At 59.9% G+C, this 14,581-nt stretch carries 13 protein-coding genes; 9 read left to right on the forward strand and 4 right to left on the reverse strand.

Going from position 1 to position 14,581, the window contains the following annotated elements; translation table 11 throughout:
• On the forward strand, window positions 1-185 hold a 185-nt coding region (locus AACY36_RS23950; RefSeq protein ID WP_339497652.1), incomplete at its 5' end, for a hypothetical protein.
• Window positions 186-221: 36 nt separating this feature from the next.
• Here the strand turns inward: AACY36_RS23950 and nadE are convergent.
• The 3 genes from nadE to AACY36_RS23965 all read right to left on the reverse strand — a co-directional run bounded on the left by nadE (window position 222) and on the right by AACY36_RS23965 (window position 3,292).
• Window positions 222-1,049, reverse strand: coding sequence for an ammonia-dependent NAD(+) synthetase (nadE, locus tag AACY36_RS23955; RefSeq protein ID WP_339427244.1), 828 nt, complete (start codon window positions 1,047-1,049; stop codon window positions 222-224).
• A gap of 3 nt (window positions 1,050-1,052) precedes the next feature.
• A complete protein-coding gene (gene pncB, locus AACY36_RS23960; protein WP_339427243.1) occupies window positions 1,053-2,267 on the reverse strand; it encodes a nicotinate phosphoribosyltransferase in 1,215 nt (404 codons plus the stop codon).
• 134 nt (window positions 2,268-2,401) lie between these two features.
• Window positions 2,402-3,292 carry a LysR family transcriptional regulator gene (locus AACY36_RS23965; RefSeq protein WP_339415677.1) on the reverse strand — a complete coding sequence of 297 codons (891 nt, stop codon included), beginning with the start codon at window positions 3,290-3,292 and terminating at the stop codon, window positions 2,402-2,404.
• A 155-nt stretch (window positions 3,293-3,447) separates the two neighbouring features.
• Between AACY36_RS23965 and amaB the strand changes: the two genes are divergently transcribed.
• The 8 genes from amaB (at window position 3,448) to AACY36_RS24005 (ending at window position 13,336) form a co-directional block, all read left to right on the forward strand.
• Entirely contained in the window at window positions 3,448-4,938 is a 1,491-nt protein-coding gene (gene amaB / locus AACY36_RS23970; protein WP_339415678.1) for an L-piperidine-6-carboxylate dehydrogenase, read from the forward strand.
• A 111-nt stretch (window positions 4,939-5,049) separates the two neighbouring features.
• On the forward strand, window positions 5,050-6,333 hold the full coding sequence (gene amaA, locus AACY36_RS23975) for an L-pipecolate oxidase (RefSeq protein WP_339415679.1): 1,284 nt from the start codon (window positions 5,050-5,052) through the stop codon (window positions 6,331-6,333).
• A gap of 374 nt (window positions 6,334-6,707) precedes the next feature.
• Window positions 6,708-7,844 (forward strand): branched-chain amino acid ABC transporter substrate-binding protein, encoded by a 1,137-nt coding sequence (locus tag AACY36_RS23980; protein ID WP_339415680.1) that lies wholly within the window; start codon window positions 6,708-6,710, stop codon window positions 7,842-7,844.
• Between the two features lie 217 nt (window positions 7,845-8,061).
• A complete protein-coding gene (locus AACY36_RS23985; RefSeq protein ID WP_048727385.1) occupies window positions 8,062-8,976 on the forward strand; it encodes an ABC transporter permease subunit in 915 nt (304 codons plus the stop codon).
• Between the two features lie 2 nt (window positions 8,977-8,978).
• Window positions 8,979-10,256, forward strand: coding sequence for a high-affinity branched-chain amino acid ABC transporter permease LivM (gene livM, locus AACY36_RS23990; RefSeq protein WP_339415683.1), 1,278 nt, complete (start codon window positions 8,979-8,981; stop codon window positions 10,254-10,256).
• Complete coding sequence (locus AACY36_RS23995) at window positions 10,253-11,128, forward strand: ABC transporter ATP-binding protein (RefSeq protein ID WP_339415684.1); 876 nt, start codon at window positions 10,253-10,255, stop codon at window positions 11,126-11,128. Before livM ends, AACY36_RS23995 begins: the two co-directional genes overlap by 4 nt.
• Window positions 11,125-11,841 (forward strand): ABC transporter ATP-binding protein, encoded by a 717-nt coding sequence (locus AACY36_RS24000; protein ID WP_339415685.1) that lies wholly within the window; start codon window positions 11,125-11,127, stop codon window positions 11,839-11,841. Before AACY36_RS23995 ends, AACY36_RS24000 begins: the two co-directional genes overlap by 4 nt.
• A 730-nt stretch (window positions 11,842-12,571) precedes the next feature.
• The gene (locus AACY36_RS24005; protein WP_339415687.1) at window positions 12,572-13,336 is read left to right on the forward strand and encodes an SDR family oxidoreductase; all 765 of its coding nucleotides are present in this window, start codon (window positions 12,572-12,574) and stop codon (window positions 13,334-13,336) included.
• A 117-nt stretch (window positions 13,337-13,453) separates the two neighbouring features.
• Here AACY36_RS24005 and AACY36_RS24010 read toward each other — a convergent pair whose 3' ends face one another.
• Window positions 13,454-14,563: an AGE family epimerase/isomerase gene (locus AACY36_RS24010; protein ID WP_339415689.1), complete on the reverse strand. Its 1,110-nt coding sequence runs from the start codon at window positions 14,561-14,563 to the stop codon at window positions 13,454-13,456.
• Between the last annotated feature and the right edge of the window lie 18 nt (window positions 14,564-14,581).

Genomic DNA, 14,581 nt, shown 5'->3' on the forward strand with positions numbered 1-14,581 from the left:
CCCACTCGGGTGCTGACACACCAGTGCTGGCTACGGCCTTTGCCCCGCACGCGTTCTATAACCTTACGATGAACCAGTTTGATGCGCGACAGCGCTACGTCGAAGATGTAGTGGGGCCTCCCACATTCAACCGCATTTTCATGCTGGAACCCGGTCAACTGTGGGAGCTGGCTTGCCTGCGATAGCGGTCTGACAGTCAACACAAGCCTATCTGGCTCACCTCACGGCGCAAACGGCATCACCCGTTTGTGCTCAGTCTTGCGATACGTCTCACAGATAATCCGGAACGCTTCCTCACGCACCGGCTCGCCGTGCAGGAATGCATCTATCTCGGTGTAGGTCACGCCATGTGACGCTTCGTCCGGCTTGCCCGGCGACAGGTCTTCCAGGTCCGCCGTCGGCACTTTCTCCACCAACGATTCCGGCGCACCAAAGTGCCGTGCAATTGCGCGCACCTGGTTCTTCACCAGCCCGCTCAATGGCGCCAGATCGCACGCGCCATCACCAAACTTGGTGAAAAAGCCCATCACCGCTTCTGCTGCATGGTCGGTGCCAATCACCAGGCCACCGGCCGCGCCGGCGATGGTGTACTGCGCCACCATGCGCATGCGCGCCTTGGTGTTGCCCAGCACGAAATCGCGGGATACGGCAGCCTTGCCTTCAAACGCCGCCACTTCATTGGCCAGGGCTTTCACTGCCGGGCCGATGTTCACGGTGTGGCGCTCGTCCGGTTCGATAAAGTCCACCGAGGCCTGGGCGTCGATTTCATCGAACTGGGTTTCGTAGGGCAGGCGCACGGCGATAAAACGGTAGGCGTCATCACCGGTGCTGGCGCGCAGTTCCTGCATCGCGCGTTGGGCCAACAGGCCGGCGGTCAGGGAGTCGACGCCACCGCTGATGCCCAGCACCAACGCTTTGAGCCCGGCATTGCGCAGGCAGTTCTGGATAAAGGTCACGCGCCGGGAGATTTCGGCCTCGAGGGCGGCCTGGTCTTTGAACGGCGCTTGGACCTTGAGCTGTTCAGCAATCTCACGCTGTACGGCTTGCATGATTCACTCCTTGCTAGAGATGGCAGGTACTTTGAAAACATGACGCAAGTAGGCGACAAAATTCGGGTCGGTGCAGTGGGTCTTGCCCGCTTCATCGGAGATCTTCGCGACGGGCTGGCCATTGCAGGCGGTCATTTTAAGCACGATGCTCATCGGCTCGACACCTGGAATATCGCAGGTCAGGTTGGTACCAATGCCAAAGCTCACATTGATCCGACCCCGCAGTGCGCGGAATATCTCCAGGGCCTTGGGCAGCGACAGGCTGTCGGAGAACACCAGGGTCTTGCTCATCGGCTCGATGCCCAGCTTATGGTAATGGGCGATGGCTTTTTCCGCCCATTGCACCGGGTCGCCGGAGTCATGGCGCAGGCCGTCGAACAACTTGGCGAAGTACAAATCGAAGTCGCCGAGGAACGCGTCGGTGGTGATGCAATCGGTCAGGGCAATGCCCAGCAGCCCACGGTATTCGCGGACCCAGCAATCGAGTGCGGCGATCTGGCTGTCGATCAGGCGTGGGCCGAGTTGCTGGTGCGCCATGATCCATTCGTGCGCCATGGTGCCCAGCGGCTTCATATCGAATTCACGGGCCAGGTGCACGTTGCTGGTGCCGACAAAACGCCCGGGGAAATCGTGCTTGAGCACACTGACCACTTCCTCCTGCACGCGGTACGAGAAGCGCCGGCGCGTGCCGAAGTCGGCCACTTGCAGTTCCGACAGCTCATCGCTGCTGGCATTCGCCGTCAGCCAGTCGAATTTGCGATACAACTGCTCGCGGGCCTGTTCGATGATCACGGTCTGGTAGCGGTAGCGGTTACGCACCTCGCTGACGATGGCCAGCATTGGCACCTCAAACAGGATCACATGCAGCCACGGCCCACGCAGGCGGATGAACAACTCGCCGTTCTCGATGCCGGTTTGCACGTAGCGCAGGTTGAAACGGAACAGGCCGAGGAAGCGCAAAAAATCCGGCTTCATGAAGCTGATGCGTTCCAGGAAACCCAGCTGGTCCGGGCTCAGGCTCAGTTCGGCGAGGCGTTCGATCTGGTAGCGGATCTCCGCCAGGTACGGGCGCAGGTCTTCGCTGTTTCGGCAACGAAACTCCCATTCAACTTCCACGTTGGGGTAGTTGTGCAGCACCGCCTGCATCATGGTCAGCTTGTAGAAGTCGGTGTCGAGCAAGTTCTGCACGATGCGATCGGCAAACACACTCTCGCTCATAGCGGGAATCTCCAGACGGGTCGGCAATGGGCGCCGACCTTTACGCACAATTAGGGAAGAGGGCTAGTGGCGCATAGACCTGTGTTGTTTTGCCAGTGATTTTTTCGGTAAGGCCACTGGCGCCATCGCAGGCGCTATAGCACCTGCTCCATCATCCACTTCACAAACTCACGCACCTTGGGCACTTCCGCCGAATGTTCGGGGTAGGCCAAGTAATACGCATCCTGGCTCGGCAGCGCATGCTGCCAGGGGATCACCAGCTTGCCTTCGGCCAACTCTTCTTCCACCAGAAAGCGCGGCAACAACGCCACGCCACAGCCCACCTGCGCTGCACGAATACACATATAGAACGTGTCGAATCGTGGCCCGTGGTAACTGTGCTCTGTCTGATAGCCCTGGCTGGCGAACCAGTCATGCCAGCCCTGCGGCCGTGAGGCGTTTTGCAGCAGGACCAGATCGCTGAGTTGCGTGGGATCGGTGAACGGCTGCGCGGGCAGGCTTTCCGGTGCACAGACAGGTACAAGCTCTTCGCTGAACAGCTTCAGGCTCTCGGTGCCGGGGCGTGAGCCCTGGCCAAAGTAGAAGGCCATGTCGGCCTTGCCTTGCAAAAGCTCGTCCGGCGCCTGCTCATTACACAGGTCCAGATGGATCTGCGGGTGACGCAGCCGCCATCCCTTGAGGCGCGGTACCAGCCAGCGCGCGCCGAAGGTGTAGGGCGTAGACACCCGCAACACTTCGGTCTCGCCGCCGTAGGAACGCAGGTAGTGGGTGGACATCTCCACCTGCGTGAGGATCTTGCGCACTTCCACCAGGTACAGGTCGCCCGCTGGCGTCATCTGCAAGCGGCGGCGCACCCGGCGAAACAGCAGGTGTTGTAACAACTCTTCCAACTGCGCCACCTGCTTACTCACCGCGCTCTGCGTGAGGTTCAGTTCCTCGGCGGCGCGGGTGAAACTCAGGTGGCGGGTGGCGGCTTCGAAGCACTGCAAGGCAGTGATCGAGGGCAAATGTCTTTTATTGAGCACGGCACGCCTCTTTTTATTCTTTGCATGAATAAACGGAATGATATCTCGCCTAATCGTCGTTTGTTGGCACGTCTTGGGCCAGCTACAAATAAGCTCTGGATCGCCGTGTCTGTCGGCGGCGCTATTTTCTGTTTTGAACATTGAAGGAGTGACCCATGGTTGCCGCATTGCTTGATCGTCTCGGGGTAAACCCGGCGCTGTACCAGTCTGGGAAACAACCCGTGCATTCGCCGATCGATGGCAGCCGTATCGGCAGCGTGAACTGGGAAGGCGCCGCCGAGGTAGAGCAACAGGTCAGTCGCGCTGAGCATGCATTCCAGGCCTGGCGCAACGTGCCCGCACCGCGCCGCGGCGAACTGGTGCGTCAGTTCGGTGATGTGTTGCGCGAGTACAAGGCCGATCTCGGCGAGCTGGTGTCCTGGGAAGCCGGCAAGATCACCCAGGAAGGCCTGGGCGAAGTGCAGGAAATGATCGACATCTGTGACTTCGCCGTCGGCCTGTCGCGCCAGCTGTACGGTTTGACGATCGCCTCCGAACGCCCGGGCCACCATATGCGTGAAACCTGGCACCCACTGGGCGTGGTCGGCGTGATCAGCGCCTTCAACTTCCCGGTCGCCGTGTGGGCGTGGAACACCACCCTGGCGCTGGTGTGCGGCAACGCGGTGATCTGGAAACCCTCGGAAAAGACCCCGCTTACCGCCTTGGCCTGCCAGGCGCTGTTCGAGCGTGTGCTGAAGAAATTCGACGGCGCTCCCGAGTACCTCAGCCAAGTGATCATCGGCGGCCGCGACGCCGGCGCCGCTCTGGTGGATGACCCGCGCGTCGGGTTGATCAGCGCCACCGGCAGCACCCGCATGGGCCGCGAAGTGGCACCGAAAGTCGCCGCACGTTTTGCCCGCAGCATCCTGGAGCTGGGCGGCAACAATGCAATGATCCTCGGCCCAAGCGCCGACCTGGACATGGCCGTGCGCGCCATCCTGTTCAGCGCCGTCGGCACCGCCGGTCAGCGTTGCACCACGCTGCGCCGACTGATCGCCCACGAATCGGTGAAGCAGGAAATCGTCACCCGCCTCAAGGCCGCCTATTCCAAGGTGCGCATCGGCCACCCGCTGGAAGGCAACCTGATCGGCCCACTGATCGACAAACACGGCTTCGAGAACATGCAGGACGCCCTGGAGCAAGCCTTGAGCGAAGGCGGCAAGGTGTTCGGCGGCAAGCGCCAACTGCAAGACACATTCCCTAACGCCTACTACGTGTCGCCGGCCATCGTCGAAATGCCCGAGCAAAGCGACGTGGTGTGCACTGAAACGTTTGCGCCGATTCTTTACGTGATTGGCTACACCGATTTCGCTGAAGCCCTGCGTCTGAACAACGCCGTGCCGCAAGGTTTGTCGTCATGCATCTTCACTACCGATGTGCGCGAAGCCGAGCAGTTCATGTCGGCCGTGGGCAGTGACTGCGGCATCGCCAACGTCAACATCGGCCCGAGCGGCGCGGAAATCGGCGGTGCGTTTGGCGGTGAGAAAGAGACGGGCGGTGGGCGTGAATCGGGCTCGGATGCGTGGCGCGGGTATATGCGGCGGCAGACCAATACGGTGAATTACTCGCTGGAGCTGCCATTGGCCCAGGGTATTACCTTCGACTGATCTCTCAGTCGGAGTGAGGTCAAAATGGGGGAGCTGGCTTGCCTGCTCCCACAGTTGATTGGGTTTACAACCCTGAAATGGTTGTTTGTTAGGTCTCATCGGAGTCTGGCAATGGCACTGCGCGAAACATGTTTGTGGGAACACCTCACCCCTGGCAGGCCGGATCGCGTCGCGCTCAAGGGCGAGGTCAACGTGGATGTGTGCGTGATCGGCGCCGGGATCACCGGGCTGTCGGCGGCCGTTCACTTGCTGGAGCAGGGTAAAAGCGTTGCCGTGCTGGAAGCCCATCGCACCGGCCATGGCGGCTCGGGGCGTAACGTCGGGCTGGTCAACGCCGGCCTGTGGATCCCGCCGGACGAGATCGAAGCCGGTTTCGGCGAGGCGGTGGGCAGCCAGCTTAACCGCATGCTGGGCGCGGCGCCGTCGCTGGTGTTCAGCCTGATCGACACATACAACATCGATTGCCAATTGCGCCGCGAGGGCACGTTGCACATGGCGCACAACGCCCGTGGCGAAGCGGATTTGCGCAGTCGTGAAGAACAATGGAAGCGCCGGGGCGCGCCGGTGGAATTGCTCACCGGCCAGGCATGCGAGCAAGCCACTGGCACTCAGAAAATCGCGGCAGCCTTGCTGGATCGGCGCGCCGGCACCTTGAATCCAATGGCTTACACCAGTGGTTTGGCGAATGCGGCTGTCGGCCTAGGCGGACAGTTGTTCGACCATTCCCCGGTCACCCAACTCGAGCGCCAAGGTGCGCACTGGTCGGTGCAGACGGCCCAAGGCTCAGTGCAGGCTGGACAGGTGGTCATCGCCTCAAATGCCTATACCGAAGGCGAATGGACCGAACTGCGGCGCAATTTCTTCCCCGGTTACTACTACCAGGTCGCGTCGGTCCCGCTGACGGGGGACGCCGCCCAGCAAATCCTTCCCGGCGGCCAAGGCTCGTGGGATACGCGCCAAGTGCTGAGCAGCATTCGCCGCGATGCCGATGGCCGCCTGTTGCTCGGTAGCCTGGGCAACGGAAACCAGAAACCGGCTTGGTTCCTCGAGGCGTGGGCCGATCGGGTGCAGCGGCATTACTTCCCGTACCTCAAATCGGTGCAGTGGGACTATACCTGGACCGGCTGCATTGCCTTCACACCGGACCACTTGATGCGCCTATTCGAACCCGCCCCTGGCCTGGTGGCAGTAACGGGCTATAACGGACGCGGCGTGACCACCGGCAGCGTGGTCGGCAAAGCGTTTGCCGACTACTTGTGTCACCAGAATCCACAGGCATTGCCGATTCCCTTCGCGCCCATGCAACCGCTGGCCGGGGTCGGTCTGCGCAGCTGTCTTTATGAGGCCGGTTTTTCGCTGTATCACGCAGGCCAATGTCTGAGGATCGTGATCTGATCAGCGAAGTACCGCTCAAAAGCCTGCATTTTCTTAGTCGGCTACTAATCTGTATTGGTGCAAGTCGTAGCAGTCACGCACTGTAAATGTGCAGTTCCGTTACGTCATTTGTTACAGCTGTAGGAACTGTCGTTTATCGGGTTGGTTGCAGGTGCGACCTGCCGAGGTTGTACTTTTTCGATCCGCTGGTTGCACCTTCTGATGCTAGACGGTTGCACGTCCTTGCGAATGGCGCTGAAACACCTGCAATAACAATGACACCGTGTCTTTTTGAAGAATAAAAACGTAGTGGCACGCGCCTTGCTCTGAGCTTTCAGTGAAAAGTTTGAACGCAAGTTGTCGTGCCAAAAATCAAAAATATCGGAGCACTACTCATGTCCCAGACGTTTTACAAGAAAGGTTTCCTGGCCCTCGCCGTTGCAGCGGCGCTGGGTGTTTCTACGTTTGTTCAAGCTGATGTGAAGATTGGCGTTGCGGGGCCGATGACTGGCGCCAACGCCTCATTCGGTGAGCAGTACATGAAGGGTGCCCAAGCGGCAGCCGATGCGATCAACAAGGCCGGCGGCATTAACGGTGAACAGATCAAGCTGGTTGCCGGCGACGATGCCTGCGAACCCAAGCAGGCCGTAGCCGTCGCCAACCGGCTGGTCGACCAGGACAAAGTGATCGGCGTGGTCGGGCACTTCTGCTCGTCGAACACCATCCCGGCGTCCGAGGTGTATAACGACGCGGGCGTGATCGCCATCACCCCAGGTTCCACCAACCCACAAGTGACCGAGCGCGGCATGAGCGCAATGTTCCGTATGTGCGGGCGTGACGACCAGCAAGGCATCGTCGCCGGCGATTACATCGTCGACGTGCTCAAGGGCAAGAAAATTGCCGTGATCAATGACAAGGACACCTACGGCAAAGGCCTGGCTGACGCCACTGCTGCCCAGTTGACCAAGCGCGGCGTCAAGCCGGTGCTGGAAGAAGGCCTGACCCGTGGCGAGAAAGACTTCAGTGCGCTGGTCACCAAAATCCGTTCTACCGGCGCTGATGTCGTGTACTTCGGCGGCCTGCACCCGGAAGCCGGTCCGCTGGTTCGCCAACTGCGTGAAGCCGGCCTGAAAGATGTGAAGTTCATGTCCGATGACGGCGTAGTGACCGACGAATTGGTCACCACCGCAGGCGGCAAGCAATACGTGGACGGCGTCTACATGACCTTTGGCGCCGACCCGCGCCTGTTGCCCGAAAGCAAGGCCGTGGTGGAAGAGTTCCGCAAAGCCGGCTACGAGCCTGAAGGCTACACCCTGTACGCCTACGCTTCGCTCCAGGCCCTGGCCGCCGGCTTCAACGGCGCCAAGTCCGACAAAGGCGAAGACGCCGCCAAGTGGCTCAAGGCCAACCCTGTGAAAACCGTGATGGGCGAGAAGACCTGGGACGCCAAGGGCGACCTGAAAGTCTCCGACTATGTGGTTTACCAGTGGGACAAGGAAGGTAAATACCACCAGTTGGAAAAGCAGAAGTAAGGCTAGTCAGCACCTAACCAATGTGGGAGCGGGCTCGCTCGCGAAAGCGGTCTGTCAGGTAGCAAATGTGTTGACTGATACACCGCATTCGCGAGCAAGTCGAAGCGTCGAACCGCCGCTTCCACAGGGGAGTGGTGTCGTGATCGATATCTGTCTTTTCCTCCAGAAGCGCCGCACACCCACCGGTGTGCAGGTGCTCACCGCGTGAGATTGCGTTATGGATGGTATTTTCCTGCAGCAACTGGTCAATGGCCTGACCCTCGGGTCGGTCTATGGCCTGATCGCCATCGGCTACACAATGGTCTATGGCATCATTGGCATGATCAACTTCGCCCACGGCGAGGTTTATATGATTTCCGCTTACCTCGCGGCGATCAGTCTGGCACTGCTGGCTTACTTCGGCATCGAATCCTTTCCGCTGCTCATTCTTGGCACCTTGGTCTTCACCGTCGTCGTCACCGGCGTTTACGGTTGGGTCATCGAGCGTGTCGCCTACAAACCGCTGCGTAACTCCACCCGCCTGGCACCGCTGATCAGCGCCATCGGGATCTCCCTGATCCTGCAGAACTACGCGCAGATCGCCCAGGGCGCCAAGCAACAAGGTATTCCAACCTTGCTGGCAGGCGCCTGGCGTGTCGACATCGGCACCGGGTTCGTGCAGCTCACGTACACCAAGGTGTTCATTCTCGTGGCGGCGTTTGCCGGGATGGCGTTGCTGACCTACATCATCAAGTACACCAAGCTCGGCCGCATGTGCCGCGCGACCCAGCAAGACCGCAAGATGGCCTCGATCCTCGGCATCAACACCGACCGGGTGATCTCCTATGTGTTCGTCATCGGTGCCGCCATGGCGGCCCTGGCCGGCGTGCTGATCACCCTCAACTACGGCACCTTCGATTTCTATGCCGGCTTCATCATCGGCATCAAGGCGTTTACCGCAGCGGTACTCGGCGGCATCGGCTCCCTGCCAGGGGCGATGTTGGGCGGGATTATCCTGGGTATCTCCGAGTCGCTGTTCTCGGGGTTGATCAACTCTGACTACAAAGACGTGTTCAGTTTCTCCCTGCTGGTGGTGATTCTGATTTTCCGTCCTCAGGGCCTGCTTGGTCGCCCACTCGTGGCTAAGGTGTAAACATGTCTGCTGCCAAACCAATCGATATCAAGAAAAGTGTGGTCGATGCAGTCCTTGCCGGGCTGATTTCGCTGATCATCTTCGGGCCCATCGTCGGTGTTGTCCTCGATGGCTACAGCTTCAACCTGGAACCGGCCCGCGTCGGCGTGATGGTCGCGATTGTAATGCTCGGCCGGTTCGCCATGAGCCTGTTCCTGCAAACGCCCAAGGGTATAAGAATCCTGCAGGGATTAGAGAGCAGCGGCTCCGGCGTGCACGTGCAGAAACCGGACTATAAATCGCGGCTGCGCTGGATCATTCCGGCACTGATCGTGATCGCCATCGTGTTCCCGATCTTCGCCAACAAGTACCTGCTGACCGTGGTGATCCTCGGGCTGATCTACGTGTTGCTCGGGTTGGGCTTGAACATCGTGGTAGGCCTGGCTGGCTTGCTCGACTTGGGCTACGTGGCGTTCTACGCCATCGGTGCCTACGGCCTGGCGCTGGGTTATCAATACCTGGGCCTGGGTTTCTGGACGGTGCTGCCACTGGCGGCCATCGCGGCGGCGCTGGCGGGGTGCATCCTCGGGTTTCCGGTATTACGAATGCACGGTGACTACCTGGCTATCGTGACCCTGGGCTTCGGTGAGATCATCCGCTTGGTGCTTAACAACTGGCTGTCGTTTACCGGCGGTCCGAATGGCATGCCCGTGCCGTCACCGACCTTCATGGGGTTGGAGTTCGTGCGTAAGGCCAAGGATGGTGGGGTGCCCTTTCATGAGTTTTTCGGCATCGATTACAGCCCTAATTTCAAGTTCATTTTTATCTACATCGTGTTGTTCATCGTGGTGATGCTGGTGCTGTACATCAAGCATCGTCTGACCCGCATGCCGGTCGGCCGTGCCTGGGAAGCGCTGCGCGAAGATGAAATCGCCTGCCGCTCCATGGGCCTGAACCACGTACTGGTCAAGCTCTCGGCGTTCACCATCGGCGCGTCTACCGCGGGCCTGGCCGGGGTGTTCTTTGCCAGCTACCAGGGCTTCGTCAACCCGTCGTCATTTACCTTCTTTGAGTCGGCGTTGATTTTGGCCATCGTGGTCTTGGGTGGCATGGGTTCGACGGTCGGCGTGGTGATTGCGGCCTTCGTATTGACCGTCGCGCCTGAACTGCTGCGCAGCTTCTCCGAATACCGCGTGCTGCTGTTTGGCGTGTTGATGGTGGTGATGATGATCTGGCGACCACGCGGCCTGATGCGGATCAGCCGTTCCGGTGTGACGCCACGTAAGGGGGTAGCGCCATGAGCAAGGAAGTCGTCCTCCAGGTGGAACACCTGATGATGCACTTCGGTGGCATCAAGGCTTTGAGTGATGTGAGCCTCAAGGTCGAACGCAACTCGATCTTCGCCCTGATCGGCCCCAACGGCGCAGGCAAGACCACGGTGTTCAACTGCCTCACCGGCTTCTACAAAGCCAGCGGCGGCAAGATTGAACTCAATGTGCGTGGCAAGCAGACAAACGTGATCCAACTGCTCGGGGAGCGCTTCAAAGCCGTCGACTTTGTCTCGCCGAAGAGCTTCCTCAGTCGGGTCTACTACAAGATGTTCGGCGGCACCCATCTGGTGAACCGTGCTGGCCTGGCGCGAACCTTCCAGAACATTCGCCTTTTCAAGGAAATGTCGGTGGTGGAAAATCTGCTGGTCGCCCAGCACATGTGGGTCAACCGCAGCATGCTCGCCGGTATTCTCAACACCAAGGGCTACCGCAAAGCCGAAAGCGATGCCCTTGACCACGCCTTCTACTGGCTGGAGGTGGTGGACCTGGTGGACTGTGCCAATCGCCTGGCCGGCGAACTCTCCTACGGCCAGCAGCGCCGCCTGGAGATCGCACGTGCCATGTGCACGCGGCCTCAGATCATCTGCCTCGACGAACCGGCAGCTGGCCTCAACCCCCAGGAAACCGAAGCCCTCAGCGCGATGATTCGCCTGCTGCGCGACGAACACGACCTCACGGTAGTGCTGATCGAACACGACATGGGCATGGTGATGAGTATTTCCGACCACATCGTGGTGCTGGACCACGGCAACGTGATCGCCGAAGGCGGGCCGGAAGCGATCCGAAACGACCCGAAAGTGATTGCCGCCTACCTGGGCGCCGACGAAGAGGAGCTGGTATGAGCGGACCTATCCTCGAAATGAAGGACCTGGACGTGTACTACGGTCCGATCCAGGCCCTCAAAAAAGTCTCGCTGCATATCAACGAAGGCGAAACCGTCAGCCTGATCGGCTCCAACGGCGCGGGCAAGTCCACGCTGCTGATGTCGATCTTTGGCCAGCCACGGGCCGAGTCGGGGCAGATCCTCTACAACGGCGTCGACATTACCCACAAGTCATCGCACTACATCGCCTCCAACGGCATTGCGCAGTCGCCGGAAGGGCGGCGGGTGTTCCCCGACATGACCGTCGAGGAAAACCTGCTGATGGGCACCATCCCGATTGGCGACAAGTTCGCGCAGGAAGACATGCAGCGCATGTTCGAGCTGTTCCCACGTCTCAAGGAGCGGCGCAACCAGCGCGCTATGACCATGTCGGGTGGCGAACAGCAAATGCTCGCCATCGCCCGCGCGTTGATGAGCCGCCCAAAGTTGTTGCTGCTGGACGAGCCAAGCCTGGGGCTGGCGCCGATTGTGGTGAAGCAGATCTTCTCGACCCTGCGCGAGTTGGCGGCGACCGGGATGACTATTTTCCTGGTGGAGCAGAACGCCAACCATGCGTTGCGTCTGTCGGATCGGGCGTATGTGATGGTTAACGGTGAGATTCGCCTGACGGGTACTGGTAAGGAATTGTTGGAAAACGAGGAAGTGCGCAACGCCTACCTCGGCGGGCACTAATCTAAATAACGACGCAGCACCCACTGTGGGAGCCCACATAAAAGCGGCTCCCGCAGTCTTTTTAGTGCTATCCACAGACGGTTCTGGAAATTGTGGAAAACAAATCCAGCCGCCCTCTAAAGCGCGACATATAGCCGCCACAAATCCCTGTTTTGTCACAGTTTTGACTTGTCCCCACCCACTGTGGAACCGGCTGTGGGTAACGTGGTAGTAGCTGGCTGAAAGCCTTTAAAACCGTGACTTGCAGCGAGTCGCTTGTTTTTTGATCAGCGGCTTTTTCGCAACCGCCCGAGGGCTTTGTCAACCTGTTTATAGACACAGGTATATGACCGAAATATGTCCCGCCAGCCTGTGGATAAGTCTGTGACTAAACTCTGGAAAGACGGCCGCAGAGGCCGGAATGACTGGCCTGGAGCCATCGTTCTGCTTTCCGGCCTGTCGGTGGGTCTACATACGCCCCGTCTAAGGTCAAGCAAAAAACTTTCTAAACCCCCTTGTAACCCTTGTGTATAGAGGCCTGGGGCTTTTTGCACTTGCCCCCAAAGACTGTGGGCGCAGTTGTGGATAACCTGCGCGTATATGGCTGCAAGCCACGGTTCATGAGGCTTTGCGCGCAATGGTTAAAAAGTGATCAGTCGCGCATGAAGTTATGCGCTTAGCGGTTGCCGCCACTGCGGCGTCAGGGCATTCTGCTGGCTGATTTTTTCCCGATGCCCGCAAGGAGAACACCATGTCCGACACGCTGTTTATTACTGGCGCAACCTCAGGTTTCGGCGAAGCCTGTGCTCGTCGTTTTGCAGACGCCGGCTGGAAACTGGTGCTGACTGGCCGGCGTGCCGACCGCCTGAATGCGCTGGTCGAAGAGCTTTCAAAGCAGACCGAAGTGCATGGCCTGGTGGTGGACGTGCGTGACCGCAAGGGCATGGAAGACGCCATCGCCAACCTGCCGCCGTCGTTCGCCAAGCTGCGCGGGCTGATCAACAACGCCGGCCTGGCCGTGGGCACTGACCCGGCGCCCAAGTGCAGCCTCGACGATTGGGAAACCATGGTCGACACCAACATCAAGGGCTTGTTGACCACCACCAGCCTGCTGCTGCCGCGCCTGATCGCGCATGGCCGTGGCGCCGGGATCATCAACCTGGGCTCCATCGCCGGCAGCTACCCGTACCCAGGCAGCCATGTGTATGGCGGCTCCAAGGCGTTTGTTAAGCAGTTCTCGTTGAACCTGCGTTGCGACCTGCAAGGTACCGGCGTGCGCGTGACCAACATCGAGCCCGGCCTGTGCGAGAGCGAGTTTTCGTTGGTGCGCTTTGGTGGTGACCAGGCGCGGTATGACGCGACTTATGCTGGTGCCGAGCCGATTCAGCCGCAGGATATTGCTGACACGATTTTTTGGGTCATGAATACGCCGGCGCATGTGAATATCAACCGGTTGGAGTTGATGCCGGTGAGCCAGACTTGGGCTGGGTTTGCGATTGAGCGCGGGGCCAAGTAAAGCTCTAGATAGCGCCGCCTGCTTTGCGAGCAAGCCCGCTCTCACATTCGCCTGCATTCCAAAGGTAGGACGCGGTCAAATGTCGGAGCGGGCTTGCTCGCGAAGAGGCCCTGAAAGTCAGGCCAGATACCGGGTCAGACCCTGATAGCACGTTGCCAAATGATAAGGCGTAGTCGACGGCATATCCCGTCGACTCACGACGCCCTCGGCATCCAGGCATTCATTCCAACCCTTCTCATGCAGAAAATGCTGTTGCAGCGCCAGCAATTGGCGCTGTAGCACCGCTTCGCTGTCCGGCCGCAAGGTCAGTGCCCGCAGGTATTCGGCCTGGGCCCAGATACGTTGGGTGCCGTCACGCATCGTGCCGTCCAGCGCCAGCATGCCGCTGACTGCGCCGCTGACGTTATCCACACCCTGTTGCTCGGCGTAGGCGAAAGCCCGGGTCAGCGACGCATGCAGCGGCGTACCGCGCAGTACATCTGAAGATTCCAGCAAGAAGAACCACTCGAACTGGTGTCCCGGTTCGAACCAGTTATCCACAGCGCCCAGCGGTTTTTCCATCATCACGCCGTGCTGGCGGTCGATGAAACGCTGTTGCATGGCTGTCGCCAGTGCCAGCAGGGCTGCCTGCACGTGGGCATCTTCACGCACCGCGAGGGTGGCGAGGAAACCTTCGGCCAAGTGCATCAACGGGTTTTGCAGCGGGCCGGATTTAAGCGATGACCAGTTGCGCTCCAGCACGGCTTCATACAGGCCGTCGCCTGTGGAAAACCGCTCGGCGACCACTTCCAGGGCCGCATTGAGCACCGATTCCACCAGCGGCGCACGCACCTTGGCCCAGTAATGGGCGCAGGCGAAGATGATGAAGGCGTGGGTGTACAGGTCTTTGCGCTTGTCGAGCGGCTGGCCGGTGGGATCGATGCTGTAGAACCAGCCACCGTGCTCGGCGTCGTGGAAGTGCTGTTGCAGCGAACGGAACAGAACAGCTGCGCGCTCCTCGGCGAAGGCTGCGCCAGGCTCGTCGATCAGACTGGCAAACAGGTACAGCTGCCGCGCGCAGGCCATGGCGCGGTAGCGTTGTGGGGGCAGCGGCCGGTGATCGGCATCCAGCGCCTCATAGGGCAGCGCCAGCTCGGCGTTCCAGCCCGGGCCTTGCCAGAGCGGCACGATCAGGCTGTGGAAGTGCGTGAGCACGGTGTTCAAGGAGGGTTGGGAAGCGCTGGGCATTGGCTGGCGTCGTCACGG

It is taken from the genome of Pseudomonas sp. EA_15y_Pfl1_P101 (genome assembly GCF_963970835.1).
In the GTDB taxonomy this organism is placed as follows: domain Bacteria; phylum Pseudomonadota; class Gammaproteobacteria; order Pseudomonadales; family Pseudomonadaceae; genus Aquipseudomonas; species Aquipseudomonas tritici.